Source organism: Flagellimonas oceanensis (assembly GCF_003992595.1).
GTDB classification, from domain to species: domain Bacteria; phylum Bacteroidota; class Bacteroidia; order Flavobacteriales; family Flavobacteriaceae; genus Flagellimonas; species Flagellimonas oceanensis.
This window is the reverse complement of sequence record NZ_RZNA01000043.1, coordinates 37,818-49,742: the sequence shown is the minus strand read 5'-3', so window position 1 is coordinate 49,742 and position 11,925 is coordinate 37,818. Positions and strand designations below refer to the sequence as shown.

Genomic DNA, 11,925 nt, shown 5'->3' with positions numbered 1-11,925 from the left:
GAAATTACCAAAATGGACTGTCCTTCAGAGGAAAATCTAATCCGAATGAAATTGGACGGAATTTCAAGTATTGCGAATTTGGACTTTGATATTCCGAACCGAAAACTGACTGTTTTTCACAGCGGGGAAACCGACCAAATCGAAAAGTCCGTTATCGAACTAAATTTAGGCGGAAAGAAAATCTCGACCGAACAAACCGACCAAACGGAATTTAAAGAAAATGCAAACCAAAAAAAGTTACTTTGGTCTGTACTTGCCATAAATTTTGCCTTTTTCATAATCGAAATGACAACAGGAATAATCTCAAAATCAATGGGACTTGTTGCCGATAGTTTGGATATGCTTGCCGACAGTTTTGTTTACGGAATTAGTTTGTTTGCGGTTGGCGGAACATTGATTAAGAAAAAGCGTATTGCCAAACTTGCTGGATATTTTCAAATTACACTTGCAATTATCGGATTTGTGGAAGTTTTAAGAAGATTTTTCGGAGACGAGAAATTACCCGATTTTTCGACAATGATTATCGTTTCGATTTTTGCACTTATCGCAAACGGAATTTGTCTTTACATTTTGCAAAAGTCAAAAAGCAAAGAAGAGGCTCATATGAAAGCGAGTATGATTTTTACATCAAATGATGTGATTATCAATTTAGGAGTAATAATTGCTGGAATTTTGGTAAATTGGTTGAGTTCGAGTAAACCTGATTTGATTATCGGAACAATCGTTTTTATTTTGGTAATTCAAGGAGCGTTTCGGATTTTGAAATTAAGTAAGTGAATTAAAAAGCACTACTTACAACAATGGTAACCGTTGCACAAGCCTCTGATTTCAGAAAAACAGACTTCAAATAAGCCCTTTTAAGGGGCTTTTTATTTTTAAGCCAACCTATGGGGCATTGTTTTTCCGGGCCATGAAGGGCCCAAAACAGCTTTTGGAACGCACTTTTTACCAAAATGGTCAAGGCGGACGTTCCCACGCTGGATAAGCGTGAAGCAAAAATCCGATAGGGCGCAACCTGCTTTTTGGATTTCAGTAGCCCATGTCCTCACCAGTCCCCCTAGCCTTATCGATACCCCTTCCAAGGGCTTTGATGATCTTGGCCGCCATTTGTACCTTATTGGTTGGAATACTCGGGGCTTTGACACCCATTGTTTTAAGTAGTTTGAAGGCCATGTCCTTTTCCTTGGTGGGCAATCCCATCACCTTGGCAAAGAACTTCCCCGGTTCCTTGGCATGGGCCTTTCTCCCTACATAGGATTCCACAAAGTTCCGTTTGAACCCTGTTGTCCTGTCAAAGGTCTTTTCGGCTGCTTGGTAAAAGCTGTCCCGATCAAATCCTCTCTTGACCGTTTTTCCGTTCAGCTCCACTTCGGAGGCACTGTGCTTGGCCATCGGGGAAAGGGTGTAGGTGTTGGTCACATCTTTTCTGCTGACAATAATATGGATATGGGTCTGTGGCCCCTCTTTTTGCATCCCTGCGGCAATGAGCTGTCCGTTCTGTTTATGGGGTGCCAATCTTTCTTGCTCTTTGATTCCTTTTTCAAGCTCCTTGACATTCCCGATGGATTCGCCCCGCTCCACTTTCCGTATCTCGTTTCTGAGCCTTGCTATCTCCCCTCGGTAGGGAGCATTCTCCTGTACCTGTCTGTCAGTGCCCCGATAGGTGCGTTCATGCTCTATCTTGGCGTAATATTTCAGGTTCTCGGCCTTGACCTCTTGGTTACGGTGGAAACTCTTGGCATAGTCCTCCATGAGTTTCCTTGTATATTCCCTTAATAGGTTCGGGTCATTCCCAATGGTCTTCAATTCCCTTTGGTTGGGACTGACCACTATCGAATAGAACTTGGGGTCCTTCTGCCTTAGTTTCGCCGTATTGGCATCTATTTCATCGATGACCGTTTGTCGGCTTACGCTGTCGTTTTCTTGGTCAAAGAATTCCTCCCTCTGTTCTGGTAATCTATCCTCATTTTCCTTTTCCAGATAGTCCACATAGTTCCCCACACTGGAGTTGTAGGTACTGCCCATTTTCTGTGCTGAAATGGTTAGGTACATAAGCTTTATTTTAATTGATATTTCAGGCTTTCAAATTCCCCGATGCCCATATTGATCTTTAGATAAGGCTTTCCCATCATCGGCTCTACCTTCTCCACATTGTCGATGATTTCAGTACATCGCTTTTTATATTCTTTGAATTCTTGCAGTATTCTGTCATGCTCCGTTTTTGGAACCGTATTCCTAGGCTCCAAAAAATCCATTCGCTCTTCCTGTAACTTAACGGGTTCACGTTTAGGTTTCCTCCCATCCTTTACATAGGCCTCGTAAAGAATGAGCATCATTTCATAGGTGGGCCGGATACTGGTCTTTTCCATGTTCTTGATAATGGCGATGAGCCTATCGATTTTTTTCATCATCTGACGCTCCAATTTTTTGATACTGTCAACGATGATCTTAGTTCCCTCCCCAAAAGGGTCAAGGTTGTTCTCCTTGAAGTAATGTATCATCCCGTCCAATACCTCACTATGGGACTTGTTGAACTTTTTGGAATAGCTCCGAAAACGTGCGGCCGTTTCCTTCTTTACCGTGATGTTTGAATAACCCCCCTTCCCATTCTTTGTTCTGCCTTTTGTTGATTGCTTTTCCATAGGTGTGATTTTGTTTTTTAGTGAAATTGCGTCAATTTTTGCGTCAAAAATTCCCAGTGTTTACTGGGCTTCCCAAAGGGTTTACTGTAGATTTCGGAAAAGTCTACTGTAGCCCCTGATTTTGTACAGTATTCCAAAATTCATTCAATTAACTGGTTTTCAACTTGTTGAAGACCAGAAAGCAACCGTGATGGCGCAATTTGCGCATCACCCTCTTGCTCTACCGTTTTTCCAAAAAGTGGAAAATCGCTACGACCAGTGGCCTTTGTCCCCAGCGTTTTAGGGCTGTCTATGAATATATAAATTTTTAGGAGTCACTAACTCATAGGACATGAGGTATCCCATTGATTTTTCTAAAAGTCTGCTAGCCCCTTGTTATTGAGCATTTTCAATTGTCATAAGGCAATAGGACAATCATATAAATCGTATTTATTCCAAATTATGTATACTTTACCATGACCCGCTAGAAGGACTGAATAAATACAAGCTGATTTAAAAATCAGTTGCCCTATAAATAATTCTTTGGTTTGTACGGACTTTAGGAAAGTCAAATCAAATATGCCGTACAAAAAAGGGATATACCCTAGTTCTATAAATATAGGTCTTTATTGGTAATTATTAAAATAGGTCTGTTGTCCATTGGTTTTGAATAAAGTTTCTATAACTCATAAAACCTAGTTTCCTAATCATTTTAAAAGGGTTCCGTTAATACAAGTGCCTGATAGCGAAATTAATTGATAACTTAGGGACAAACATTCTAACAATTAATCTATGACCATTAACTATAACAAATGGAACCTTCTTTAAGGTAGCTACCTCATCAATTTGTCAATTGTGAGTATATTAGAAATATGATCACTGATTATATATAATCAACTTATTACTTTAGAAAAAATGAAATTAAGCTTATTAATATTCTTTCTCATTACAAGTCTTACCTCCTGTTCGCAAACTGATAAATACGTTGGAGAGTACATTTCCAATAATAGTTCCGGAATCAAGCAACGTTATAAATTGACTCTTAATTCAACCGGAACCTTTGAATTTGAACAACATTGGGCACAAATTGGTATGAACAACGAAATCCAAGCTACTGGAATCGAAAAAGGTCAAGGTACATGGACTTTTAAAAATAAGTCGATTATACTCAGTTGTAATAACGAGACAGACATAACACAGGATTATCGATTAGATTTTGATAATTCCAAAGTCAGCATTTTAAATGACTCTATCATTCGTTTCACAGAATCGAAACTTTTCTGGGTAGAAAATATGGACTTAAAAAAAAGTAAATCATAGAGTTACACAACAAAGAACGGAGTTAGATTAAAGTTCAAGTAAACGATGATTTATTTACCTTCCATTCTTTCCACCAACATTCTCATGTCATCACCAACTTTTCTTTCCAAAACCCTTACATAAATTTGGTTGGCAGTTAGTTTGGATATGGCATTAAGGACTTGTCTCCTTTAACGGTAACAATTCTATTGCCAATTGCAGTACCTCAACTATATTGTAATCGAAGCCGTTTACATGAAGAGGCGGCTCCACGTCCTCCTGTAGACAGGTAACGCCCAACAACAGTAGTGACCTTGCTTTGCACAGCATCTCGAAGCTGTTGTCGAATTCAAGCCTGCGCACATAGGGCTCCACTGTTGTACGATGTGCATTGGGCGTTTCCAAATCTAGTTCTTCCTTATGATTGAAAATACCATTATCGATATTGCGTTTGAATATGGACAGCTCCCGATGGAACAGGGTCTTGATGTCCTTAGTGAACAATGACAATTTTTGGGTCAGCTGTTCCAGTTCATTTTTGGTAATCGTGTAGCTATGGGTATAGCGGGCGGATGAATAGGCATCCTCCAATAGGTCGAGCAATTTGCTGTCCATATCGGATTCCATTTGGAACGTGCCACCGAGCTTGTCCAACATTTTCAATACATAGCTTTGATGGTTCTTGATGCTATGGCATATCTTTATCCTCCCGCAGATGAAACGTTCCAATATCCTATAGCCCTGTTCAAAGGTCTGGTGTAGCATAAAGGCACTCTGGGGAAGGTTTCCCAATTCCCTAAAATAACTGGCTCCCTTCCTATAGGATTTCAACCGGGCCATGTCCCGTTTGAATTCCCTTTTGGCCGTTTCGTACAGCTTGTTCGGCTCCAAGTCGGGAGGGATAATTAGGGAGTTGTCCTCACAGTTTTTGTATACAAGGCTGCCTCTATTGCAGTTATTTAAAAAGTACAAGTTGGCTTCTTGGGCTTCTTTCCGTGCATAATTGGTTGTAAAGACACTGTAAACAACATCGGGGTAAGGTTTCATTATGGCATCGATAACTGGCCGTACCTGCTCGGGAAAGTCCCTTTGAGACGATCTTGCCAGAATGTCCAGCCGATGTTTAAATACATGTCGATCCTTATTCTGGTGGATACAGTCGATTTCCAGCTCCTCGGTTATTTTGTCGATGATGTGTTGGTCTGTTGTATTCATAGTTATATTATTTAGTAATGGCTAGGGAAATCAATATAGATCTATCAAGTCAGCTATCTTTGTTATGGGGACTAACTCCCTGACCCTTTCCCTAAAGGATGACCGCTCCCATATAGTGCCATTTTTGCCATGTAATACCAATTCAAAATCGTCCAGTCTGGACCGTAACATTGTGACCATTCCCTCTGGGATGTCCATTTCGAGGATGTCACTTTTTGTGTTGTCCATCCTGAGCAATAGATATTTGGCATTGACTTGATTCCTTGAAAAGATTGCCCATTCAAAATATCTTACAATCGCAATGGGCTCATGCCCATTAAGCAGTTCTTTGATTCGTTCGGCCTCCATTTTTCTCTAATGATGTGTGATAAAGGAACTAATGGAATATCACGTACCGAAACAGAATATCACGTATCGCACCATGGGAGGGTTGTATTTTACGGATGCACGGTATTATTAAAAAATCCTATATTTACGTAATGGAAACAGCTACAAAAAACAACCATATAGGAAGGAAGATAGGCCGCATCAGGGAACTGAGGGGTATGAAACAAGAGGCCCTTGCCATGGAGTTGGGCATCAGCCAACAGGCCATTTCAAACATTGAACAATCAGAGACAATCGAGGATACAAAATTGGAGGAAATTGCCAAGGCCTTGGGAGTAACGCCTGAAGCCATTGAAAACTTTTCGGAAGAAGCTGTTTTCAACATCATAAACAACACTTTTAAAGATAACAGTTCAAACAACAATAATTACCTGTGTACCATAAATCCCTTGGAAAAAATCATTGAACTTTACGAACGTCTAGTCCAAGCTGAAAAGGATAAAGTCGCTTATTTGGAGCAACAGTTGAAAAAATAAAGAATTCAAATCTAAATATTGAATTTTATAGTAAAAAGGAGCAAATACCATTGCTCCTTCTTTGTTTCATGTAACTGCACTTTTTTTGGTTGCCTTTTCCTTGAACCTGATCAAAAGATTGCCAATGTCCTCACTTATCTTGGATTCCACGACCCTGGCATAAATCTGTGTGGTGGAAAGTTTGGTATGTCCGAGAAGTTTCGAGACTGTTTCGATGGGCACACCATTTGACAGCATCACTGTTGTGGCAAAGGTATGTCTTGCTACATGAAAGGTCAGGTTTTTATCGATGTCACAGGAATCCGCTATCTCCTTTAAATAGGCATTGGTCTTTTGATTGGAACTAATGGGCAACAAGCCTTCTTTATTTTCCATTTCCGGACATTGCATATACTTTTCCAAAATTTCCCTTGCCTTTGGGAGCAATGGGACTTTAACTGGCTTGTCCGTTTTTTCACGCTTGGTACTTATCCAATGGCTTCCGTCAATCCCCTTTACAATATTGTCACTGTTCAGCTCCTTCACATCCACATAGGAAAGGCCTGTATAGCATGAGAACACAAAACAGTCCCTTATCCTCTCCAAACGTTCGTTACCCATTTCAGCGCTTTCCAATTGCTCCAGTTCCTCTTCGTCCAGAAACTGCCTATCATATTTGTTATATTTCAACTGGAACTGGTTGAACGGGTTCTTGTCCATCCATTCCAATTTGACGGCAAGGTTGAGCATCTTCTTGAACCTTTCCAGATGTTTCATCACACCATTGTTGCCCATTAAGAGCCTCCTCTTTGAATCTCTGTAATTGCGCAAAAAATGCTCAAAATCCGTTACAAAGGCATAGTTCAACTGTTTTAGGCGGACATCGTTTACCTTTCTTTTCTTGGCTAAAAACCTGTGCAGGTACTTTTCCGTCGTATAATAGTTCTTCATCGTCCCCTTTTTCAGGACAATCGACATATTCTCATTATGGTACTTGATAAGCTCCCTTAAGGTCTTGCTGTTGTCATCCTCCCCTAGATAACGAGACTTGATGGCATTTGAGGAAACCACCCTGTTCTCTTCCAAAAGTTCTTTATGGCAGTCCAATAGATTACTGTAAACGCTGTCCAGATAGGCGTTCAATGCCCTGATCCTCTGTGAACCTCCCCTGCCCCGGTTCCGTGAATTGTCCCACTCCTTGGAGGGAATACTTCTCTTTAGGCTGATCTCGGCACGTTGGCCGTCCACAGTTATGCGGACATAGATGGATAATTGGTTTGGGACGCTCCTTGATTTTCTGGTAAAGAAAATTACGGTGAAAGTGTGTTTTGATTTCATTTTCCATGACTTTGGTTAAACAATTAATTGTAAAGACGAAAGTCAAATCGTACTCTAAAGTCCTTTCAAGTTAGTACATTCCGGATTAATCGTTGTACACCGAATTGCACACCTTTTATTTGGTTTTAAATGATATCAAATGAATGCATAAAAAACAAAAAACACTGAAAATCATATGATTAACAGTGTTTTGTTGTGACCTATTTCTAGGTTCGTCGGGGTGGCAGGATTCGAACCTGCGACCTCCTGCTCCCAAAGCAGGCGCGATAACCGGGCTACGCTACACCCCGAAGTATGTTGGAAAAAGCGGAGAGACCGGGACTCGAACCCGGGCAGCACTTACGCGCTGACAGATTAGCAATCTGCTCCGTTACCACTCCGGCACCTCTCCAATCAATTTATTATGAACATGCATTTTGAAAATGCGGATGCAAATGTACCTTTTCAGATGTAAGATCGCAACTATTTTTGCACTTTTTTATTCGAACTTTTAGCACACCGCTGCTATTCAGGATATTCCACCCGCAAATGATAAATATTCGTAAGCTTTAGTTTGAGCACTTTCTTTACCATTTCAATTTCCTTGAGCGTAATATTTGCATTCAAATACTGATTCGCCTGCATTTGTCCCTTTACAATCTTTTCAACAAATTCATCAATGATACTAAATGTCGGGTTCTTTAGGCTTTTGGAAGCTGCTTCCACAGCATCGGACATCATTAAAATAGCGGTTTCCTTGGAAAAAGGAATCGGGCCGGGATATGTAAAGTCCTCCTTATCCACATCTTGATCGAGCTCTTGTTGCTTTTTGTAGAAATAATACACCAAGGTAGTTCCGTGGTGGGTTCTGATAAAATCAATGACCCGATCGGGAAGGTTGTTTTTCCTTGCTATCTCTATCCCGTTAATGACATGGTCGATAATAATTTTGGCGCTTTCCTTCGGTGGAAGGTCGTCGTGGGGATTGACACTGGTTATCTGATTTTCCGTAAAATACGTTGGACGCTCCATTTTACCGATATCGTGGTACAATGCCCCTACCCTTACCAACATGGCATTGGCCCCAATTTCATTGGCTGCGGCTTCAGCTAGGTTTGCGACTTGTAACGAATGGTGGAAAGTTCCTGGGGCCTTGTCCGAAAGCTCCTTGAGCAATTTGGAATTGGTATCGGACAGCTCCAACAGCGATACATCGGATACGAGTCCGAACAGTTTCTCGAACATGTAAATCAACGGTTGTGCAAATAGTGTCAACAGTCCGTTCAGAATGAAAACCCCGAACAAAATCCATTCAATGTTTTCCAGGTTCCCTTCATGAATGGCGTGAAAGGCAAAATACCCGACGATATAAATCAACGTAATCTGTCCGACCGAAATAAATAGATTGGCCCTCTTGTACAGCTCAGAAGCCGTCAGAATGGTAACAATACCCGCAATGATCTGTAGAAAAATGTATTCAAAACTGTTGGGCACCACAAAACCAAGAATCAATACCGTGAGCACATGGACAAACAATCCCAATCGAGCATCAAAAAAGTTTTTCAAGATCAATGGCAAAATGCACAACGGAACCATATAGATATAGTTCTCATAATGCTTGACCATCAAGGTGGTGGCTACCACCATCAACAGGATATTGAAGAAAATGAAGGTTACCTTATTGTTATTCTGGAAGATTTCGTTCCTATACCTTTTCAAAAAGAGAAATAGCATGATGAGTACCAAGGCCACCAAAATGGTGTATCCCAATAGAATGAAATAGTAATTACTGCCCATCCACAGTTCGGACTCATATTCATCCTTGAGGGAATTGAGTATTTTAAAGTCCTCGTCCTCTACTATTTCCCCTTTGGCGATGATCAGTTGGCCTTGATCTACCTCTCCGCGGGTATAGGAAATCTTGGAAAGTTCATCGTTCAGGGCACTTTCCGTAAGGACCTCATCATAAAAAAGGTTCGCCTTAAGACTATTTTTTATTATGGATTGTAAACGATTTCCATTGTTGATATTCATTTCGGAAAAAAGCTCCGTTACCTTCTTTTTGGCCTGCTCCAAACTTAGATAGTCACTGGGCGAAATAGGTTGCGCCTCATTACTCCTGACCACTACGGTGGATGCTGATTGGGGAAGGTTCTGAAAAATACCGTGAACATAAACCTCATCGATAACTTCTTCAGAAACCGTTCTCAAAGACTGGCGCTGCGAAGAAGCAAAGCTTTCCTGCTGAAAAAGTGAGTTGAGCTCTTGCAGCACTTCATCCTTAACCTCGGAAACCAGTGGTGCATTATAGGTATAGTAATCTGTTTTGTCCCTTCGAATGGAAGATTGCTCCTCCTGTATTTCTTCCTGGGTCTTTTGTATGGAAAAATCCATGGGAGCGTACAGGTTCTCATACTGCCATGGCTTGCCCTTTTGAAATTCATATTTGAACTTCCCTCCCTTTGGGAAAAAAAATACAATCAGGGCCACAGATACCACATACAGGAAATACTTGTAGACCAGCGATTGGTGTTTATATACGTTATCCAAAGTTTTTCCCATTCCGTAAAACTGTTAGCATCAAAAATAGAAAATATAAATTAAGAAGTCCGTTGGTCGAGCTCCTTATAGGTTTGTGTTTAAATTTAGTATTTTCGCAGGAGTAAAAATGCACATATGAAGAAAGTAGTAATCGTTTCCGCCGCAAGGACCCCCATAGGAAGTTTTATGGGAGCGTTATCCAGCGTACCAGCCCCAAAATTGGGTGCTGTGGCAATCAAGGGAGCATTGGACAAAATTAGTCTTAAACCCGAACTTGTGGAAGAAGTTCTGATGGGCAACGTAGTACAAGCAGGTACTGGACAGGCACCAGCGAGACAAGCCGCGATATTTGCGGGGATTCCCAATACGGTACCCTGCACAACCGTGAACAAGGTGTGTTCTTCCGGGATGAAAACGATTATGCAGGGAGCACAGTCCATCGCATTGGGCGAAAACTCCATTGTAGTTGCAGGAGGTATGGAAAATATGAGTTTGATTCCCCATTACGCCTACATGCGAACCAGCACCAAGTTTGGCCCTGCCACTTTAGTGGACGGTATGCAAAAAGATGGACTGGTCGATGCCTATGACCAAAATGCCATGGGCGTATGTGCCGATGCCTGTGCGACCGAATATAAATTCAGCAGGGAGGATCAGGATGCTTATGCCATTCAATCCTACAAACGTTCAGCCGAAGCATGGAAAAATGGCAAGTTCGATAATGAAGTGGTTCCCGTTGAAGTACCTCAACGTAGAGGCGAGCCCATTATCGTCAGTGAAGATGAGGAATATAAAAATGTGAAATTGGAAAAAGTACCCGCTTTAAGACCGGCTTTTTCCAAGGATGGTACGGTTACAGCAGCCAATGCCTCCACCATAAACGACGGAGCAGCAGCAGTAGTACTTATGAGCGAGGACAAAGCCAAAGAACTTGGTCTAACGCCTTTGGCTACCATTAAAGGGTATGCCGATGCAGCCCAAGAGCCCGAATGGTTCACAACTGCTCCGGCAAAGGCACTACCAAAAGCGCTGGACCGTGCAGGGGTATCCATTGAGGATATTGACTTTTTCGAGTTCAATGAAGCCTTTTCGGTAGTGGGACTGGCCAATATGAAAATCCTTGGCCTCAACGATACCAATGTCAATGTAAACGGTGGTGCCGTTTCCTTGGGACACCCACTGGGCTGCTCGGGAGCACGGATTACCATCACATTGTTGAACATATTGGAACAGAACAATGCCAAATTGGGAGCTGCAGCCATTTGTAATGGTGGTGGAGGTGCCTCGTCCATTGTTTTGGAAAGAAATTAGTGATTCAATCTGTACAGTAAATGCAATATGGAATTTGTCCTCTGAGTATTGTTCCTATTAGAGCAACCCCGGACGATTGTGCCGAAATGTCATCCCAACTATTGTATGGGGAGCATTTCAAGGTGTTGGAGAGCAGGAAAAAATGGAGTAGGATCAGGGCGGCTTATGACAAATTTGAAGGCTGGATTCCCAACAATCAACTTCAATTGATTACCGAGGACACCTATGATCAAATCGAGTCCCATGAGCTGCACAGGGTTTGCTCCGATATCATATCGCACATATGTACATCTGACGGTATGCTGCTGCCCATCCTTATGGGATCCATGGTAAATGCTTGCAACTTACTGGACCACGCATTTGAAGGACATAGTTATACTGATAAAAATGCGAAAGAGAGTTTAGTGGACACCGCTATCATGTACTTGAAAGCACCATATCTCGCAGGTGGAAAAACCCCTTTTGGAATTGATTGTTCCGGCTTTACACAGATGGTTTACAAAATCAATGGATATTCGTTGGAACGTACGGCCGAGGGTCAATCCAAGCAGGGAGAGGCTTTGAGCTTTATTGAAGAAAGTGAGCCCGGCGACTTGGCCTTTTTTGACGACAATGAGGGCATTATAGACCATGTAGGCATTATTTTGAAGGACAACTACATCATCCATGTCAATGGCCATGTACGCATTGATAGAATCGATCACACGGGCATCTTCAATTCCGAAGAAAAACTCTATACCCATCAATTACGGGTCATAAAAAAAGTGATATAAAAAGAG

At 41.6% G+C, this 11,925-nt stretch carries 11 protein-coding genes and 2 tRNA genes; 5 read left to right on the top strand and 8 right to left on the bottom strand.

What is annotated here, in order from left to right; translation table 11 throughout:
- Nucleotides 1-777, top strand: a 777-nt coding sequence (locus tag EO132_RS11970) for a cation efflux transmembrane domain-containing protein (RefSeq protein WP_205780361.1), incomplete at its 5' end; no start/stop codon positions are given.
- A gap of 252 nt (nucleotides 778-1,029) precedes the next feature.
- On the opposite strand, the gene mobB is transcribed toward EO132_RS11970, so the two are convergent.
- Nucleotides 1,030-2,052 (bottom strand): MobB family relaxase, encoded by a 1,023-nt coding sequence (gene mobB / locus EO132_RS11965; protein WP_127138081.1) that lies wholly within the window; start codon nucleotides 2,050-2,052, stop codon nucleotides 1,030-1,032.
- A gap of 5 nt (nucleotides 2,053-2,057) precedes the next feature.
- Nucleotides 2,058-2,642 carry a BfmA/BtgA family mobilization protein gene (locus EO132_RS11960; RefSeq protein ID WP_127138080.1) on the bottom strand — a complete coding sequence of 195 codons (585 nt, stop codon included), beginning with the start codon at nucleotides 2,640-2,642 and terminating at the stop codon, nucleotides 2,058-2,060.
- Between the two features lie 894 nt (nucleotides 2,643-3,536).
- On the opposite strand from EO132_RS11960, the gene EO132_RS11955 reads away from it, so the two are divergent.
- Entirely contained in the window at nucleotides 3,537-3,941 is a 405-nt protein-coding gene (locus EO132_RS11955) for a hypothetical protein (protein ID WP_127138079.1), read from the top strand.
- Nucleotides 3,942-4,094: 153 nt separating this feature from the next.
- On the opposite strand, the gene EO132_RS11950 is transcribed toward EO132_RS11955, so the two are convergent.
- Complete coding sequence (locus tag EO132_RS11950; protein WP_127138078.1) at nucleotides 4,095-5,135, bottom strand: HEPN domain-containing protein; 1,041 nt, start codon at nucleotides 5,133-5,135, stop codon at nucleotides 4,095-4,097.
- A gap of 30 nt (nucleotides 5,136-5,165) precedes the next feature.
- Nucleotides 5,166-5,483 (bottom strand): hypothetical protein, encoded by a 318-nt coding sequence (locus EO132_RS11945; protein ID WP_127138077.1) that lies wholly within the window; start codon nucleotides 5,481-5,483, stop codon nucleotides 5,166-5,168.
- A gap of 131 nt (nucleotides 5,484-5,614) precedes the next feature.
- Here EO132_RS11945 and EO132_RS11940 point away from each other — a divergent pair, with 131 nt between their 5' ends.
- Complete coding sequence (locus EO132_RS11940) at nucleotides 5,615-5,998, top strand: helix-turn-helix domain-containing protein (protein ID WP_127138076.1); 384 nt, start codon at nucleotides 5,615-5,617, stop codon at nucleotides 5,996-5,998.
- 66 nt (nucleotides 5,999-6,064) lie between these two features.
- On the opposite strand, the gene EO132_RS11935 is transcribed toward EO132_RS11940, so the two are convergent.
- The 4 genes from EO132_RS11935 to EO132_RS11920 all read right to left on the bottom strand — a co-directional run bounded on the left by EO132_RS11935 (nucleotide 6,065) and on the right by EO132_RS11920 (nucleotide 9,856).
- Nucleotides 6,065-7,315 carry a site-specific integrase gene (locus EO132_RS11935; RefSeq protein WP_127138075.1) on the bottom strand — a complete coding sequence of 417 codons (1,251 nt, stop codon included), beginning with the start codon at nucleotides 7,313-7,315 and terminating at the stop codon, nucleotides 6,065-6,067.
- Between the two features lie 215 nt (nucleotides 7,316-7,530).
- Nucleotides 7,531-7,605: transfer RNA gene (locus EO132_RS11930), tRNA-Pro, on the bottom strand.
- Between the two features lie 17 nt (nucleotides 7,606-7,622).
- A tRNA-Ser gene (locus EO132_RS11925) sits at nucleotides 7,623-7,706 on the bottom strand.
- Between the two features lie 113 nt (nucleotides 7,707-7,819).
- Complete coding sequence (locus tag EO132_RS11920; RefSeq protein WP_127138074.1) at nucleotides 7,820-9,856, bottom strand: HD family phosphohydrolase; 2,037 nt, start codon at nucleotides 9,854-9,856, stop codon at nucleotides 7,820-7,822.
- A gap of 114 nt (nucleotides 9,857-9,970) precedes the next feature.
- On the opposite strand from EO132_RS11920, the gene EO132_RS11915 reads away from it, so the two are divergent.
- The gene (locus EO132_RS11915; protein ID WP_127138073.1) at nucleotides 9,971-11,146 is read left to right on the top strand and encodes an acetyl-CoA C-acyltransferase; all 1,176 of its coding nucleotides are present in this window, start codon (nucleotides 9,971-9,973) and stop codon (nucleotides 11,144-11,146) included.
- A gap of 20 nt (nucleotides 11,147-11,166) precedes the next feature.
- Nucleotides 11,167-11,919, top strand: a complete 753-nt coding sequence (locus EO132_RS11910; protein WP_127138072.1) for a C40 family peptidase — start codon at nucleotides 11,167-11,169, stop codon at nucleotides 11,917-11,919.
- Nucleotides 11,920-11,925: the final 6 nt, after the last annotated feature.

What these genes read in the sequence shown, in the direction of transcription:
- mobB (WP_127138081.1), bottom strand. Translation starts at nt 2,052, where the DNA reads ATGTACCTAACCATTTCAGCACAGAAAATGGGCAGTACCTACAACTCC.
- EO132_RS11960 (WP_127138080.1), bottom strand. Translation starts at nt 2,642, where the DNA reads ATGGAAAAGCAATCAACAAAAGGCAGAACAAAGAATGGGAAGGGGGGT.
- EO132_RS11955 (WP_127138079.1), top strand. Translation starts at nt 3,537, where the DNA reads ATGAAATTAAGCTTATTAATATTCTTTCTCATTACAAGTCTTACCTCC.
- EO132_RS11950 (WP_127138078.1), bottom strand. Translation starts at nt 5,135, where the DNA reads ATGAATACAACAGACCAACACATCATCGACAAAATAACCGAGGAGCTG.
- EO132_RS11945 (WP_127138077.1), bottom strand. Translation starts at nt 5,483, where the DNA reads ATGGAGGCCGAACGAATCAAAGAACTGCTTAATGGGCATGAGCCCATT.
- EO132_RS11940 (WP_127138076.1), top strand. Translation starts at nt 5,615, where the DNA reads ATGGAAACAGCTACAAAAAACAACCATATAGGAAGGAAGATAGGCCGC.
- EO132_RS11935 (WP_127138075.1), bottom strand. Translation starts at nt 7,315, where the DNA reads ATGAAATCAAAACACACTTTCACCGTAATTTTCTTTACCAGAAAATCA.
- EO132_RS11920 (WP_127138074.1), bottom strand. Translation starts at nt 9,856, where the DNA reads ATGGGAAAAACTTTGGATAACGTATATAAACACCAATCGCTGGTCTAC.
- EO132_RS11915 (WP_127138073.1), top strand. Translation starts at nt 9,971, where the DNA reads ATGAAGAAAGTAGTAATCGTTTCCGCCGCAAGGACCCCCATAGGAAGT.
- EO132_RS11910 (WP_127138072.1), top strand. Translation starts at nt 11,167, where the DNA reads ATGCAATATGGAATTTGTCCTCTGAGTATTGTTCCTATTAGAGCAACC.